Annotated in this window: 17 protein-coding genes; 6 read left to right on the plus strand and 11 right to left on the minus strand. The window is 61.9% G+C overall.

Going from position 1 to position 15788, the window contains the following annotated elements:
* The first annotated feature begins 182 nt into the window (after window positions 1-182).
* Window positions 183-512: a hypothetical protein gene (locus tag RG2_RS26220; protein ID WP_033236037.1), complete on the plus strand. Its 330-nt coding sequence runs from the start codon at window positions 183-185 to the stop codon at window positions 510-512.
* A gap of 23 nt (window positions 513-535) precedes the next feature.
* Here RG2_RS26220 and RG2_RS26225 read toward each other — a convergent pair whose 3' ends face one another.
* Both RG2_RS26225 and RG2_RS26230 read right to left on the minus strand, forming a co-directional pair.
* A complete protein-coding gene (locus tag RG2_RS26225) occupies window positions 536-1177 on the minus strand; it encodes a Type 1 glutamine amidotransferase-like domain-containing protein (RefSeq protein WP_033236038.1) in 642 nt (213 codons plus the stop codon).
* Between the two features lie 13 nt (window positions 1178-1190).
* The gene (locus RG2_RS26230) at window positions 1191-2009 is read right to left on the minus strand and encodes a maleylpyruvate isomerase family mycothiol-dependent enzyme (RefSeq protein WP_033236039.1); all 819 of its coding nucleotides are present in this window, start codon (window positions 2007-2009) and stop codon (window positions 1191-1193) included.
* Between the two features lie 162 nt (window positions 2010-2171).
* On the opposite strand from RG2_RS26230, the gene RG2_RS26235 reads away from it, so the two are divergent.
* Complete coding sequence (locus tag RG2_RS26235) at window positions 2172-3710, plus strand: AMP-binding protein (RefSeq protein WP_033236131.1); 1539 nt, start codon at window positions 2172-2174, stop codon at window positions 3708-3710.
* Between the two features lie 7 nt (window positions 3711-3717).
* Here RG2_RS26235 and RG2_RS26240 read toward each other — a convergent pair whose 3' ends face one another.
* Entirely contained in the window at window positions 3718-4083 is a 366-nt protein-coding gene (locus tag RG2_RS26240) for a DUF488 domain-containing protein (protein WP_106939802.1), read from the minus strand.
* Between the two features lie 276 nt (window positions 4084-4359).
* Between RG2_RS26240 and RG2_RS26245 the strand changes: the two genes are divergently transcribed.
* From RG2_RS26245 to RG2_RS26255, 3 genes are read left to right on the plus strand one after another with little or no spacing between them, the layout of a single operon-like run.
* A complete protein-coding gene (locus tag RG2_RS26245; RefSeq protein WP_033236041.1) occupies window positions 4360-5469 on the plus strand; it encodes a Re/Si-specific NAD(P)(+) transhydrogenase subunit alpha in 1110 nt (369 codons plus the stop codon).
* On the plus strand, window positions 5469-5792 hold the full coding sequence (locus RG2_RS26250; RefSeq protein ID WP_033236042.1) for an NAD(P) transhydrogenase subunit alpha part 2: 324 nt from the start codon (window positions 5469-5471) through the stop codon (window positions 5790-5792). The genes RG2_RS26245 and RG2_RS26250 overlap by 1 nt, the downstream gene beginning before the upstream one ends.
* Window positions 5792-7222, plus strand: a complete 1431-nt coding sequence (locus RG2_RS26255; protein WP_033236043.1) for an NAD(P)(+) transhydrogenase (Re/Si-specific) subunit beta — start codon at window positions 5792-5794, stop codon at window positions 7220-7222. The genes RG2_RS26250 and RG2_RS26255 overlap by 1 nt, the downstream gene beginning before the upstream one ends.
* Before the next feature lie 58 nt (window positions 7223-7280).
* On the opposite strand, the gene RG2_RS26260 is transcribed toward RG2_RS26255, so the two are convergent.
* From RG2_RS26260 to pdhA, 5 genes are all read right to left on the minus strand, one after another.
* On the minus strand, window positions 7281-7919 hold the full coding sequence (locus RG2_RS26260; protein WP_033236044.1) for a hypothetical protein: 639 nt from the start codon (window positions 7917-7919) through the stop codon (window positions 7281-7283).
* A gap of 40 nt (window positions 7920-7959) precedes the next feature.
* The gene (locus tag RG2_RS26265; RefSeq protein WP_230590334.1) at window positions 7960-9063 is read right to left on the minus strand and encodes an MFS transporter; all 1104 of its coding nucleotides are present in this window, start codon (window positions 9061-9063) and stop codon (window positions 7960-7962) included.
* A gap of 113 nt (window positions 9064-9176) precedes the next feature.
* Window positions 9177-10190 carry a dihydrolipoamide acetyltransferase family protein gene (locus RG2_RS26270; protein WP_033236045.1) on the minus strand — a complete coding sequence of 338 codons (1014 nt, stop codon included), beginning with the start codon at window positions 10188-10190 and terminating at the stop codon, window positions 9177-9179.
* Complete coding sequence (locus RG2_RS26275; protein ID WP_033236046.1) at window positions 10187-11164, minus strand: alpha-ketoacid dehydrogenase subunit beta; 978 nt, start codon at window positions 11162-11164, stop codon at window positions 10187-10189. Before RG2_RS26275 ends, RG2_RS26270 begins: the two co-directional genes overlap by 4 nt.
* On the minus strand, window positions 11161-12255 hold the full coding sequence (gene pdhA / locus RG2_RS26280; RefSeq protein ID WP_033236047.1) for a pyruvate dehydrogenase (acetyl-transferring) E1 component subunit alpha: 1095 nt from the start codon (window positions 12253-12255) through the stop codon (window positions 11161-11163). The genes RG2_RS26275 and pdhA overlap by 4 nt, the downstream gene beginning before the upstream one ends.
* Before the next feature lie 233 nt (window positions 12256-12488).
* Between pdhA and RG2_RS26290 the strand changes: the two genes are divergently transcribed.
* Window positions 12489-13517, plus strand: a complete 1029-nt coding sequence (locus tag RG2_RS26290) for a phosphotransferase family protein (protein WP_033236049.1) — start codon at window positions 12489-12491, stop codon at window positions 13515-13517.
* Here the strand turns inward: RG2_RS26290 and RG2_RS26295 are convergent.
* The 3 genes from RG2_RS26295 to RG2_RS26305 are packed head-to-tail and all read right to left on the minus strand — an operon-like array spanning window position 13514 to window position 15708.
* Window positions 13514-13978, minus strand: a complete 465-nt coding sequence (locus RG2_RS26295) for an acyl-CoA thioesterase (RefSeq protein WP_033236050.1) — start codon at window positions 13976-13978, stop codon at window positions 13514-13516. The two genes, RG2_RS26290 and RG2_RS26295, sit on opposite strands and share 4 nt — an antisense overlap.
* Window positions 13975-15198 (minus strand): benzoate/H(+) symporter BenE family transporter, encoded by a 1224-nt coding sequence (locus RG2_RS26300; RefSeq protein WP_033236051.1) that lies wholly within the window; start codon window positions 15196-15198, stop codon window positions 13975-13977. Before RG2_RS26300 ends, RG2_RS26295 begins: the two co-directional genes overlap by 4 nt.
* 36 nt (window positions 15199-15234) lie before the next feature.
* On the minus strand, window positions 15235-15708 hold the full coding sequence (locus tag RG2_RS26305) for an Lrp/AsnC family transcriptional regulator (RefSeq protein WP_033236052.1): 474 nt from the start codon (window positions 15706-15708) through the stop codon (window positions 15235-15237).
* Window positions 15709-15788: the final 80 nt, after the last annotated feature.

Raw genomic sequence — 15788 nt, forward strand, 5'->3', positions numbered from 1 at the left:
TCGAATAGGCACTAACACGGCATCGTTTTCCAGAGCGCAACCCAAACGAAGCTTTGGGGGGTTAGCGTGTGCATCGTCGGGGATAAACGAAGCGTTACAGGGTCACCGGAAAAAGTCTCGGGTGCATCCAGGCAACGGGTAGTCGTCACATCGTCGTCGAACACTTCGAGGAAGGAACGCACATGATTTTCGGACAGCGTGAGTCGAACAGTTACCTGGCTGCAATATTCTCGTACGACTTCCTCGATGAGCACATCGGATACGAGACGATTGCGCGCATTCACCGTGGCGAGATCGATGATTGGATCCGCGACCTTGCCGCATCCGGACTCTTTTCCGCGGCCGAGGTTCGGGCGGCAGAACTCGCATGGCACAAGAACCCGCGACTCCTTCTCGACGCGCTCCTCGAAGACGCGGACGAAGTGTCGGTCAAGCGGTGGGAAATCGCGTGGGCGCGACTCGATCGCCAGTCACATAGCGTTCACCCCGCACCCGTCGCTGAGCACGGTTGAAGGGCAACTGACGACTGAGGTGGTCAGATGATGCTTGCCTCGCCGCCATCGACCACAACAACCTGCTGATCACTCAGCACCCGGAACGGAAGCTGCGCTGCCGTAAGTACGGCGATGGTCCGTGCCGTGGCAGCAGGGTCCTCGAGTACAGAACCGTCGCCGTGCGGAACAATCGAGAACTCGACAAATGCAAGCCCAGCCCATATCGGCTCGATTCCGCACGTAGGCAGTACATCCGACGGATCATCGGTGACGTCCAACCCGGTCAAGGTCGGTGTGGCCACTGCAGCGCCGGCGCTGTATCCCGCATAGGCAAGATCTCCGTCGCGGACAAGGCGTTCGAGGACTTCGTCCGCTCCCGTCCGCGCTAATTGCGCTCGCAGGACAAAGGTGTTTCCGCCGCGGACCCAGACACAGTCGAACGTCCGCAGTGCCTGCTCCAGCGCGTCAGGTGAGTGTGAGTAGTCGCGGATGTCGAGTTCCTCGGCGTCGTATCCCGCTCGGCGTAGTGGCATCAGTTCACTGGTGACCGCGGACGCTCGGGCGGTGACCGGCCACGCGTCGGCGGCCGCTGCGATGACGGCGATCCGAGCACCAGGGCCGACCAGTTCCGCGAACCGTGTGTGGTGGTCGCCGAACCGGTACGACGCCAGGAACAACTTCATCGGACGGCGTGGTTCAGATCGTGAACGCAAGGTTGTCGAGTATCCGTTTGCCGAGCGCGTGATCGCCTATGATCGCGATCTCGTCAAGATGATCGGCCGCGCGGACCCGTCCGCAGGCAAGTCTCGTGAAGAGGGGGGAATTCATCCGAACGGTCACGGTGGGCGGCCCATCGAGCGTGGGAACCAGAGCGGCGCGACCGTCGACGGCGATGTGTAGTTCGCGGGCCAGGGGGCCGCCGAGATCGAAGGTGATGCTGGAGCCGTCCGGTGCCTTGCCCCGTTTGCCGACAACAAATCCGAGCGAACTCGAGATTTCCTTGAACGCCAACTCGGCGCGCGGACCGCCCTCGTCTCCGGGAGCGCTGACAGCGTCGCGGATGTCGAGCTCGTGTAGCCAGCAGTCGAACAATCGAATTCGCATGAAGCGGCCGTACGGTGCCGGGCCGACGGGCGTGGAAGACTCGGCATTCCAGTCGGATTCGCTCAAAGCGCGAAGGGTGGCAGTACGAGCCGACGTGATCTCGCGATACTGCTCGAGGAGTTGCGGCGACGGGACCCGTCGAAGTCCCTCGACCCAGCGTTCGTTGAATGCGCCGATCTCGTTGTGCACGTGGGGGAGCGCGTGAACGTTGACGTCGGTGGTCGGCGGTTCGATTCCCGAGAGAAGCGATTCGGTTCCGATCAGGTGCGCGGTGATGTCGTGCACCGTCCACCCCGGCAAATTGGTGGGGGAGAACCAGCCGTCGCCGTCGAGGGCAGAGAGAAGCGAGTCGATGACCTGCCATTGCTCGATCAACAAGTCGGTGACGGATTCCTGGGGCCAGTCGCTCATATGACTTTTCTCCGTAGGTATCGAAGGTTCACTGACCTCTCACTGTAGGGCGAGGAAGTTCGGCCGCCGAGCCCATGGCGCCGTTCCGCCGAAACCGAATCGAACCGCGCCGCCTTGTGATAGACCGGGGTGGACGGACGAGAAGCTGATTGAGGAGTGCGCGTGTTTCCTGGAAATTTTGTTGCTTCCACACCGGACAAGCCGGCGATCATCCGGCCGTCGACTGGTGAGTCGATCACGTATCGGGAGCTCGACGAGCGATCGATCGCACTGGCCAGGTACTTGCGCGGACTGGGAATGAAGCCTGGCGACCACGTTGCACTTATATCGAACAACGACCTGCGCGCGTTCGAAGTGTATTGGGCTGCACTGCGGTCCGGCTTCTACATCACCGCGGTCAACTGTCATCTGACGGCGCAGGAGGCGGCGTACATCGTCGACGATTGCGAGGCGAAAGTACTGATCGCGTCCGCTGCAGCAGCACACGCTGTTCCGACAGATCCGGCGCTGACTCCGCGAGTTCTCCACAGATTGGTGTACGGGGGTGAGCTCGCGGGATTCGAAGACTACGACGCGGCTGTCTCGGCGCAATCGACGGAGCCTTTGGATTTGCAACCCCGCGGCACGGACATGCTGTACTCCTCGGGAACAACCGGTCGCCCCAAAGGGATCAAGGGAGATCTGCCGGAAGGTGAAGTCGACGTCACGATGGATCCGTTTACCGCCGTGTTCGCGCCGATGTACGGATTCGATTCCAGCACAGTCTATTTGTGCCCGGCGCCGATCTATCATGCTGCGCCGCTGCGGTTCTGCGGGGTCATCAACTCGGTGGGCGGCACAGTGATCTTGATGGACAGCTTCGATGCCGAGACGGCGCTGTCTCTGATCGGCGAGTACGGCGTCACGCACAGTCAGTGGGTGCCGACGATGTTTGTGCGGATGCTCAAACTTCCCGAGGAGACACGACTCGGATACGACGTGTCGAGCATGAAGGTGGCCATTCATGCCGCGGCACCGTGCCCGCCGGAGGTCAAAGCATCGATGATCGACTGGTGGGGTCCGGTGATCAACGAGTACTACGCGTCAACGGAGGGTGCGGGCGCGACATTCATCAACAGCGAGCAGTCGCTGTCGCATCCAGGTTCGGTCGGTCGTGACGGAGTAATGGGGATTGTCCATATCTGTGACGATTCCGGCGCGGACCTTCCCGTCGGTGAGGTCGGCACAGTCTTCTGGGAACGTGAGAAGTTGCCGTTCCGCTATCACAACGATCCGGAGAAAACTGCGTCCGCGCAGCATCCCGATCATCCGAACTGGACCACGAGCGGCGACATCGGGTACATCGACGACGAGAGGTTCCTCTATCTCACCGATCGGGCGGCATTCACCATTATTTCGGGCGGCGTCAATATCTATCCGCAGGAGTCGGAGAATGTTCTGACTCTCCACCCGAAGGTTTTCGACGTCGCGGTAATCGGAATTCCCGACGACGAGATGGGTGAACAAGTCAAGGCGGTCGTCCAGTTAGTGGACGGAATCGAGCCTTCGGCAGATGTCGCCGAAGAATTGCTGAAGTACGTGCGTGATCGCGTTTCGCATTTCAAGGCGCCGCGGTCCATCGATTTCGCCGACGAATTACCTCGAACTGCCACGGGAAAACTCGTCAAGCACAAGTTGCGATCCCAGTATGTGAATAGTTGATCAATCGTTACACCATTGTTCGGAGATAGTCGGCCAGCACCGACGCGTGGCTGTGGGTGAGGTCCTTGCTCGCGGTGAGCAGCACGATGGGGTGCGGGTCCGCTGCGGGTGTGACGCGCGCCAGGTACTCGCGGACGGGACGTGCGTCGAGTTCTGCGCGATATCTCGCGGAAAACGTGTCGAAGCGAGTCGTGTCGTGGCCGTACCACTTTCGTAGTTCGGAAGATGGGGCCAATTCCTTGGCCCAGTCGTCGAACGACAACTCGTCGCGTCGTATCCCGCGCGGCCAAAGCCGATCCACTAACAACCGCACCGCGTTTTCCGAACCGGACTGTTCGTAGATCCGTTCTACGACAATTTTTCGACGCTTCACGATCGACACCTCATGCATCGATTGTGGTTCACATCGTGGAATAGGTCGACACCCCGATGTGATGGGGCTCACATTATACTGACTTGTGCATAGGTAAAGATACTGTTCGGACTCGATTCAGATGAAGAAAGTAGTTCTCCGTGTTCACTTTGCACGGAGAAGTCTGGCTAGTATCAGTCACCATTCACCCAAAAGCGGGTCATCTTCCGCTCATCCCATGTTGGCCGCCGCTCATCGCAGCAGGCGAACCACCAACCGCAGAAGGTAATGGAACAAATGGAAACATCGAAGAGCGCACAAGTGCGTCCGTCGGTCGGCGTCCCTCGGGAGTCGAGTGACGGTGAGCGTCGGGTCGCGTTGGTGCCGAAGATCGTGGCGGCTCTGATCGGGAAGGGCGTCGACGTTGTGGTCGAGTCCGGTGCCGGTCTGGGTGCGTTGATCCCGGACGAGCTGTACACCGCTGCCGGCGCGAAGATCGGCGATCCGTGGACCGCTGATGTTGTTGTCAAGGTCGCGCCGCCGTCGTCGGACGAGATCGGCAAGATCAGTTCCGGAGCGAAGTTGATCGGGTTCCTGAACCCGCGCAACGCGGACAACCGCATCGCCGAGCTCAAGGCTGCCGGGATCGAGGGATATGCGGTCGAGGCTATTCCGCGTATTTCCCGCGCCCAGGTGATGGACGCTCTGTCGTCGCAGGCAAACGTGTCCGGTTACAAGGCTGTGTTGCTGGCGGCGTCTGAGTCGACGCGATTCTTCCCGATGCTCACCACGGCTGCCGGTACGGTCAAGCCCGCGACGGTGCTTGTTCTCGGTGTCGGTGTTGCCGGTCTGCAGGCGCTGGCTACGGCGAAGCGCCTCGGTGGCCGCGCCACCGGCTACGACGTGCGACCTGAGGTGGCCGATCAGGTGCGCTCGGTGGGCGCTCAGTGGCTTGATCTCGGTATCGACGCAGCCGGTGAGGGCGGATACGCCCGTGAGCTCACCGACGACGAGCGCGCGAAGCAGCAGCAGGCTCTCGAAGACGCCATCAAGGGATTCGACGTCGTGATCACCACGGCGTTGGTTCCGGGTCGTCCCGCTCCGCGTCTGGTGACCGCAGCTGCTGTGGAGGGTATGAAGCCCGGCAGTGTTGTCGTGGACCTTGCCGGTGAGACGGGCGGCAACTGCGAGTTGACCGAACCGGGTCAGACCGTCGTCAAGCACGGCGTCACCATTTGCTCCCCGCTGAATTTGCCGGCGTCGATGCCCGAGCATGCCTCGGAGCTGTACTCGAAGAACATTTCCGCGCTGATCGAACTGATGTTGGTAGATGGGGCTTTGGCTCCTGATTTCTCCGACGAGGTTCTGGCCGGCGCGTGCGTCACCCGTGAAGAGAAGAGCGCCTGATGTACACATCGTTGTTGTCGAATATCGCGATCCTGGTGTTGTCCGGGTTCGTCGGTTTCGCGGTGATCTCCAAGGTCCCGAACACTCTGCACACCCCGCTGATGTCGGGTACCAACGCCATCCACGGCATCGTCGTCCTCGGCGCGCTCGTGGTTTTGGGCAAGGTGCACGATCCGTCCATCGGATTGCAGATCATCTTGTTTGTCGCACTTGTCTTCGGAACGGTCAACGTTGTCGGTGGCTTTGTGGTCACGGACCGCATGCTGGCGATGTTCAAGGCCAAGCCCGCCGCCAAGACTGTTTCGAAGGATGGTGACCAGTAATGGAATACCTGGTCAATGGTTTGTACATTGTCGCGTTCTCGATGTTCATCTACGGTCTCATGGGTCTTACCGGCCCGAAGACCGCGGTGCGTGGCAACCAGATCGCCGCAGTCGGCATGCTCATCGCCGTCATCGCGACGCTGATTTCCATCCGTGACACGGAGATGGGGAACTGGATCCTCATCGCGGCCGGTCTGATCATCGGTGTTGTGCTCGGTGTTCCGCCGGCGCTGCGCACGAAGATGACGGCCATGCCGCAGTTGGTGGCACTGTTCAACGGTGTCGGCGGCGGTACCGTCGCGTTGATCGCGTACGCAGAATTCCTCGACTCGGACGGTTTCACCGCGTTCCAGCATGGTGAGTCCCCGACGGTGCACATCGTCATCGCATCTCTCTTCGCTGCGGTGATCGGTTCGATCTCCTTCTGGGGCAGCGTGATCGCGTTCCTGAAGTTGCAGGAAACCCTGCCGGGTCGCCCGATCGGCATCGGCAAGTTGCAGCAACCCCTCAATGCTCTGCTGCTCATCGCCGCTGTTGCATTTTCGGTGATCATCGGTATCAAGGCGATCTCCCCGGAAGGCCCGACCAGTTCCCTCTGGATCGTCGGTGTCCTCGTACTCTCGGGCATCCTCGGCTTGATGGTGGTGCTGCCGATCGGCGGCGCCGATATGCCCGTCGTGATCTCGCTGCTCAACGCACTTACCGGTTTGTCCGCTGCCGCAGCAGGTTTGGCGCTCGACAACCAGGCCATGATCGTGGCCGGCATGATCGTCGGCGCGTCGGGCACCATCTTGACCAACCTCATGGCGAAGGCCATGAACCGCTCCATTCCGGCGATCGTTGCCGGCGGCTTCGGTGGCGGCGGCGGAGAAGCTGCATCATCCGACGGTGTCGTGCGCACGGCGAAGGCCACCTCCGCGGCCGATGCCGCTATTCAGATGGCGTACGCCAATCAGGTGATCGTGGTTCCCGGTTACGGTTTGGCTGTGGCGCAGGCTCAGCATGCCGTCAAGGACATGGCGAAGTTGCTCGAGTCGAAGGGCGTCGAGGTCAAGTACGCCATTCACCCCGTTGCCGGTCGTATGCCCGGCCACATGAATGTTCTTCTCGCCGAGGCAGATGTCTCGTACGACGCGATGAAGGAAATGGACGACATCAACGACGAGTTCTCCCGCACCGACGTCACCTTGGTGATCGGCGCGAACGATGTCACCAACCCGTCGGCGCGTAATGATCCGAACTCGCCGATTCACGGGATGCCGATCCTGAACGTGGATCAGTCGAAGTCCGTCATCGTGCTCAAGCGTTCGATGAACTCGGGCTTCGCCGGTATCGACAACCCGCTGTTCTTCGCCGAGGGCACGTCGATGCTCTTCGGTGACGCGAAGAAGTCCGTCGCCGAGGTCACGGAAGAACTCAAGGCTCTGTAAGTTTTTCTGCTGCAGTAAAGGGCGCCTACTCACGAGGGTGAGTAGGCGCCCTTTCGGTTTACAGGTGAATGCGCCGATCGCGGGAGAATGCGATGGCTGCCGTATCAGGTCGGGCTGCTTCACGTTTCGCGGCGACCGGCGAGTGCTCCATCAGAATGGCTGCCACACAACCCCAGGCCGCTGCGATCAGGAGCCCGGCAACCACACCAAAGATTCCGCTCATCTCGGTGGCGACCACACTGACCGCGACCGCGGCAACTCCGGAGATGCCCAGTCCGACAATGACGGGTCGCCACCGCGGCGCAGAGATCAGAACCGCCGAACCGTACAACGCGGCTGCGGCAACAACATGCCCGCTGGGAAGCAAGGCCGTCGGCGCATCCGTGAGCCATGAACCCAGCGCAGCACTGGTCAGATTTGCGCCCACCCCGAGCATGAGTATGGCGCCGATACCGTATGGCAATGTGCGGATCATCGATACTGCGGCGAGGGCGGCGGTCGCCGTCAACACCGCAGTGACGTCCACGACGCGAACGATCTGATCGGCAACGGATCTCAACGATTCCGGAACAGTGACCGTCGGTGAATCAGGTCGGAGAAAGTACAAAATACCGAGCGCTGCGGCACAGAATGCGGCAAGGGCGAGGAAGCGGGTTGTGGCGGACAGCGAGTGGGGGGCGGAGGTCGAGACGGTCACATGTCCAGCATCCCTGCTTTGTCTGTGACAAGCGTGAGGATCAGCTGTGATCTCGGTGGGTGGTCGAAGAATCGCGACGAACGACACCGGCGGACAGTGCTGCGACCAGCACACAGAGAAGTGGGATGAGCATCGCTGTGGTGAGTGGCACAATCTGCGTCGCCCAGCCGATCGTCGCGGGGCCGGCGAGAAACCCGATGTAGCCCAAACCCACAACCCGAGACATGTTGGTACCAGCTGATCCTGAGCCCAGGTTGCCGGCGGTCGTGAAGATCTGTGGGATGCAGCCGGACAGTCCCGCGCCGAAGAGCGCCCAGCCGAAGAGCGTGAGCGGAAGCCACCCGGAAAGTACGACTGTCAACATTCCCACCGAGGCGATCATGGCGCCGTAGCGAACAACCGCGACGGGGCCGAGGGCGGCGCTGATGCGATCCGCGGTGAATCGGCCGACTGTCATCATCGCGGAGAAAGCTCCGAAGGACAGGGCCGCAACGGCATTCGAGACGCCAAGATCTTCCTTGACTTGCAGTGCACTCCAATCGTTTGCCACACCTTCGGCGAGCATGAGTACAAACGCCAGCGCGCCCAGCGCAAGCACCTTGGCCGAGAAGTGGCCGTGTGCTTGTTCCGCAGCGGCGTCGTCGTCGGAGTGGCGCTCGATGCGCGGAAGCAAGGGCCGGTAGCAGATCGCGACGGCACCGAAGCCGACCAGTGATGCGGCGGTCAGCGTAACGGAAGGTGCAAGGCCGAGTGCCAGAGTGCCCGCTCCGACAACCGAACCCACCACTCCGCCAACGGAGAACATGCCGTGGAACGCGGACATGATCGGCCGTCGGTACAACTGTTCGGCCTCGACGGCTTGGGAATTCATCGAGACATCCAAGGCGCCGTTGGCAAAACCGAAAGCCACCAGTGCAGCGCCCAATTGCCACGCGTTGGTGGCAAATCCCGGACCGAGCACGGCGGCGGACAGACCGGTTCCCGCCAGGATTACCATCCGTCGGCTCCCGTAGCGGTCGGCGAGCGGGCCACTGAGCTGCATGCCGGCAATGGCGCCGACGGCAAGCAGGAGAAGCAGAGACCCCAGTGTGGAGTGGCTGATGCCGACGCGGTGCTCGATCGACGGGATATGCACCACCCACATCGCGAGCAGGAAGCCGTTGATACCGAATATGCCGAAAATACCGGCACGTGCGCGAATCAGAGTGGGAGTGGGGGCGATGCTCACCGTGACAGTCTGCCAGGACTGAGGTTGCGTCACAGATGGGCGAGAAGGACCGCCGGGTCGGCGAGCATCGACGCCACGAGCGTGAGGAACTGCGACGCCTGTCGTCCGTCCAGGACGCGATGGTCGAATGTCAGCGAGAGCGTCGCAACGTGCCGAATGGCGATCTGTCCGTCACGGACCCAGGGCCGCTCGTTCACGCTGCCCAGACAAAGGATGGCAGCCTCGCCCGGATTGAGGAGTGCAACACCACCGTCGACACCGAACACCCCGACATTGGTGATCGTGACCGTACCGCCGGTGAGATGCTCGACGTCGGTTCGGCCGGCGCGGGCCGTCGACGTCAGTTCGGTGATGCGACGCGCAATTTCTCGTAGTGTCAGGTTGCCTGCGCCTTTGATGTTGGGAACGAGGAGTCCGCGGTCCGACGCCACCGCGATCCCGAGATTGACCTGTGGATGCACAACACTGCGTTCGGCCGCCCCATCCCACGTCGCATTGATACTCGGGTGCGACGCGATGGCGGTCACCAGAGATTTGGCGGCAAGCGTTAGCGGTGTTACCGAGCAGTTCTCGAAGTCTGCGGATGCGCGGAGTGTGTCGAGTAGTTCCATCGACGCGGTGACGTCGATCGTGACGAACACCGTGGCCTGGGGTGCGCGGGCGCTGCCGGTCATCGCCCGCGCCATCTCTCTGTGTTGCGCGGGTGCGGGCGGGACTCGCTTGCGCCGGCGGCTTGCCTGCGCCGTCTGCGGACCGTAGCCGACCAGGACCGGCGGAGCCGACACACTCGCACCAGCAGGGTCCGCACTCTCGATGCGAATGATCGGTGCCCCCACCGGCACCGCCTCGCCGGGTTCGGCAAGAAGTTCGGTGACAACTCCGGCGTACGGCGACGGAAGTTCGACCTGTGCCTTGGCGGTTTCGACGTCGGCAATCACCTGATCGATGCTCACGTGTTCGCCGACATCAACGTGCCACGACACCAATTCGGCGCTTGTGAGACCCTCACCGAGATCGGGAAGTCGGAACTCCGCGGTAGTCATGCGGCCAGCACTTCATCGAGTGCGTCGAGGATTCGATCCGCGTCCGGTAGGTGGAACTGTTCGAGTTTGGCTGGGGGATAGGGGATGTCGAAACCCGTCACGCGTCGCACAGGAGCCCTGAGGTCGTAGAAGCACTCGTATGCGGCATGCGCGGCGATTTCGGCGCCCATCCCGAGAAACATCGGTGCCTCGTGGACGATGACAAGCCGCCCGGTCCGTCGTACCGACTTGTCGAGCGTGTCGAAGTCGATCGGGGAGAGTGACCGAAGGTCGATCACTTCGAGGTGATGGCCTTCGTCCTCGGCGATGTCCGCTGCTTCCAAGGCTGTAGCCACCATAGATCCGTAGGCAACAACAGTGGCATCGCTGCCGGGGCGGATTACCCGCGCACTGTGCAGTGGCAGCGGCGGTTCCGCGCTCAGATCCACCTCAGCCGAGTCCCAGTAGCGCCGCTTCGGTTCGAGGAATACCACCGGATCGTCGGACTCGACGGCTTGCCGGATCATGTGGAACCCGTCGGCCGGATTGCTCGGGTACACCACCCTCAGCCCCGCAGTGTGGGCGAAGTAGGCCTCCGGTGATTCCGAATGATGTTCTACGGCACCGATTCCGCCGCCGCTGGGGATGCGAATCGTGATGGGTGCGCGCACCCGACCCTGGGTGCGGTAGTGGATCTTCGCGACTTGCGAGACGATCTGGTCGAAGGCCGGGTAGACAAATCCGTCGAACTGTATTTCGCACACCGGCCGGTAGCCGCGCAGCGCCAGGCCGAAAGCGGTTCCCACGATGCCGGATTCGGCGAGTGGCATGTCGATGACTCGGTTCTCGCCAAAATCCTTCTGCAGTGCATCGGTGACCCGGAAAACGCCGCCGAGGCGGCCGACGTCCTCGCCGAGGATCACGACATGGTGGTCACTCTCGAGTGCGCGTCGTAGCCCGGTGTTGAGGGCGGTCACCAGATTGACGAGCGTCATGACACGACCTCCTGATTGTCGAAACTTGCCAGATACTCCTGGTGCTGCGCACGTTCGTGATCGATCAACGGATGGGGTCCGGTGTAGACGTGATCGAACAGTGCCGAGGGCGGTGGATCAGGAAAGCCGATTGTGTTGCGTCGTAGAACGGAAGCGACTTCGTCGGCAGCCGAGGCAATCTCGGTGGCTACCTTGTCATCGAGAAGTCCGCGCGAGGTGAGAAACAGCCGCATCCGCTCGATCGGATCGCGGGCCCGCCACTGCGCCATGTCCGTGTCGGAGCGGTACCTCGATGGATCGTCGGAGGTGGTGTGTGGACCCATGCGGCAGGTGATCGCTTCGATGAACGTCGGCCCGCTTCCCTCACGGGCGTGGGCCAGCGCCTTCCGAGTGACTGCCAAGACGGCGAGTACGTCATTTCCGTCAACGCGATACGACGGAATGCCGTAGCCTTCGGCGCGGTGCGAGATCGGTGTGCGGGACTGCAGTGAGACCGGTTCGCTGATGGCCCACTGATTGTTCTGGCAGAAGAAGACAACGCCGGCGCGGAAGCTGGCGGCAAATCCCAGTGCTTCGGCGATATCGCCCTGGCTGGTGGCGCCGTCACCAAAATAGGCGATGGTGGCGATTTCTGCGCCGTCGAGGTGAGCGCCCAGTGCATAGCCTGTTGCGTGAAGTCCCTGGGACCCGACAACGATTGCCGGGTTTGTCACATTGAATTGTTCTGGGTCCCAGGCAGAATGGGCGCAACCGCGCCACAAGACCGTCAGCGCGTGGGGCGGAACTCCGCGGCAGTAGGCGACGGCGTGCTCACGATAGGAGGTGAATGCAAAATCGTCAGGCTCCAGAGCGCGTGCTGATCCGACCTGCGCGGCTTCCTGACCCAAGAGCGGTGCCCATAAACCGATTTCGCCTTGGCGTTGAAGTGTTACCGCGGTGGTGTCGATTCGGCGACTGATCACGAGGTCGCGGTACAACGACAGGTAATCGTCTCGATCCAGGTTTGCGATCAGACGGTCGTATTCCGGTCGGCACACCCGCGCGCCGTCCGGTTGAATGAGTTGGACTGGATAATCGAGGTTGTCGATCATCGTGAGTTCACCTCGGTTTCTGCTCCTGCCCGACGCGCCTTGTGGGCGATTCGAGCAATCCCGATGCGATATTCAGTTTTTCAGTGCTGTACTTCCAGCATCCCCCTCGACGCAGAATCCGCAAGTACTTGCGGGTTTCGAAGAGGGACAGACCGTCACAGTTTCCGAACCGGTGGGTAACAAAGGTGTCGGAACCACCCGCCGCAACGATTTCTCCGGCTAGCATCGGTGCGGTGAACGCAGTCGGACTGAACGAAGATGCTGTTTCAGGGTGGATCGCCGAGCTGGGCGTCGGCGCCACCACGCCACTGACTTTCGAGAGGATCGGCAACGGTCAATCCAACCTCACGTATGCCGTCACTGATGCCGGCGGTGCACGGTGGGTGCTGCGCAGACCTCCGCTCGGCACCTTGTTGGCCTCGGCGCATGACATAGTGCGTGAGCACCGAATCCTGTCGTCGCTGCAAGGTACGGCCGTCCCGGTGCCCAAGATCATCGGAATCACCGAGGATCCGGCTGTGACGGATGCGCCGCTGGTTCTCATGAGTTACGTCGACGGGGTTGTCATCGACGGTGTACCGGTTGCGCAGAAATTGACGGTAGAGCAGCGGCGGAATGTCGGGTTGGCGTTGCCCAAGGCTCTCGCCACTATCCACGGCGTAGATCTCGAAGAGACTGGACTGGAAGATCTGGCCAGTCGTAAGCCGTTTGCGGAGCGGCAGCTCAAGAGATGGTCAGCGCAGTGGGAAAAGTCGAAAACCCGAGATATCCCCGACGTGGAGCGGCTCGCGGACATTCTGCACCGAAACATTCCAGAGCAGACCGAAGTCACCCTGGTTCACGGCGATTTCCACCTCAACAACATCATCACCGATCCGGCTCAAGGCCGGGTGCTGGCAGTGGTGGACTGGGAACTGTGCACGCTGGGTGATCCACTGGCGGATCTTGGTGCGCTACTGGCGTATTGGCCCGAAGCGGGCGACAAAGTTGCCGGTCCGTTCATGGCGTCGACGCTCGAAGGTTTCCCCACTCGCGACGAATTGGTCGACGCCTATGTTGCCGCCACCGGCCGCGACGTGTCGGCCGTGGGCTACTGGCACGTGCTGGCGCTGTGGAAGCTGTCGATCATCGCCGAGGGAGTACTGCGCCGCATTCTCGACGACCCACGCAACCGCGCCGAGCACGGCGGTCCGACCTCGACTCTGATCGACGGAGTTGTTGCGCGCGCAGTCGAGACCGCCGAAAAGCTGGGATTGCACTAAGCGGGGCTGACCTCATTGGCAACAAGCGAACCGGCCGCCTCTTTGATCGCGGCCGGTATCGCGACCGGTGTGCGAGTGACTGCGTCGACGTAGACGTGGACGAACCGTCCCGTGGCAGCGGCGACCCATCTCCCCGCGGCGTCTTCGTGGAAGATCGCGAGCGCGTACACGATGCTCTTGGTGCCCAACTTTTCGATCGAGATGCCGACCTGCAACTGCTCCGGAAACGTGAGTTCACTCAGGTACCGGCACGATGTCTCGGCAACAACCCCGATGGCCGGCAGCGTGCGGATGTCGACGCCGGTGGCGGACATGAGCCACGCATTCACGGCTGTGTCGAAGTACGAGTAGTAGGTCACGTTGTTGACGTGGCCGTAGTGGTCGTTGTCGTCCCAGCGGGTCGGTACCGGCCAGCGGACGGGAAACTGCTCGATCGAGATGACGGTATCTGCTGCGCTCACGATCTCGACCTTAGCGAGGTCAGTGGACCACTCGTCAGCACGGCTCGGACGATCAACCCGACGAGCAGTGCCCAGAATGCCGAACCGATCCCGAGAACACTGACGCCGGACGCGGCGATGAGGAACGTGACCACCGCACCTTCACGTTCGGTGGCGTCGCTGAGCGCAGCGGTCAACGACGCTGCCAAGGTTGCCATGAGTGCAAGCCCGGCAACGGTTTCCACCACTCCGGCTGGTGCCGCAGCAACAAGAGCTGCGACTGCGGCAGAACCTGCGGCCAGCACCAGGTAGGCCCAACCGGCTGTGCTCGCCGCGATCCACCGCCGCTTCAGATCAGGGTGCGCCGTCGGCGCTGCCGCGAGGGCGGCGCTGATCGCGGCGAGGTTGATGGCGTGCCCGCCGGCGGGGGCTCCGAGAACGGTGCCCAGGCCGGTCACGATCATGGACGGTCGCCACGGAACCGTGTATCCGAACGATTTCATCACCGCCACACCGGGGATGTTCTGCGACGCCATCGTGACGATGTACAGCGGAATCGCGATTCCGATCAGCGCCTGCCAGGACCACGACGGCATGGTGAGATCGACGCGGGGAATCATCGCACCGACGTCGAGCGTGTTGTTGTCGGTGGTCGTCAGGCTGATGCAGATCACGACGGCTGCGGTCAGAAATGCCAGTGGAACCGCCCACCGTTTGGAGAACCGTTGTGCCGCAAGCCAGACCACGATGACCGGCACTACAGCCAGCGGTGCGTCCCGGACCGCGAATATCGGAGCCAGGCATAGGGGGAGGAGAACCCCGGCGAGCATTGCCTGTGCCAGCGGTGTCGGGATCGCCGCGATGATCTTGCCCAGTGTCGGCCACAGTCCCGTGAGAACAATGGCAATTCCGACAACGACAAATGCGCCGACCGCAGCAGGCCATCCGCCGTGCACCGCGCCAGCGCCGGCCAGCAGCGCCGCACCAGGCGTCGACCAGGCCAGGGTGATCGGGATCTTGTACCGGCGGGAAAGCCACAGCATGCCCAGTGCCTGAGTCACACACAGAACCAACAGACCTGATGCAGCCTCGGTGGCGTTGGCGCCCACGGCGCTGAGGCCGGTGAGGAGTACTGCGAACGAACTGGTGAATCCCACGAGCGCTGTCACGATCCCCGCGCTGATGGGCTGTGCGTTGCTTACCGTCGCTTCCGGTTCGGTCGTAGATGGGGAGTCCGACATGGTCAGTGATTCTGCCCGACGCCGGAGCAACGGTTCTCAGCGATCCGGCCGGATGGGCGCTGTGACCGCTTTGCCGTAGATGAGGTGAGTCTGCGCGTGCCACACTTCCGGATGGGCGGCCAGGTGATCGATCAGCACCCTCTGCAGATGGGCACTGTCGCGCACGGCGACGTGGAGAAAGAAGTCTTCCGGTCCCGAGACATTGAACAGCGCAAGCGTTTCCGGAAGCGCCAGCGCATCGGCAGTGAACCGGTCGACAAGATCGCGGCGGTGGGGACGCAATTGCACGGCGATGATCGCCTGCATCGACCGGCCAACGGCTGCCGGGTCGACAACGGCATGGATTCCGCTGATCGTTCCGTTTGTCCGTAAGCGCCGCACACGTTCGTGGCACGAGGACGTCGCCAGTCCCACTCGGTCGGCCAGAACCTTGTTGGTGATCGACGCATCTTTCTGCAATTCGGCCAATATCTTCCAGTCCACCGAATCCAGAGGCTCATTCTTCGTCATTCTCCGGATTCTATCCGGATCTGTTTTGAACTATCCGGATCCAGTTGCACACTCCATCTATGAACGCATGTGTCGAATCC

Source organism: Rhodococcus globerulus NBRC 14531 (assembly GCF_001894805.1).
Classification (GTDB): domain Bacteria; phylum Actinomycetota; class Actinomycetes; order Mycobacteriales; family Mycobacteriaceae; genus Rhodococcus_F; species Rhodococcus_F globerula.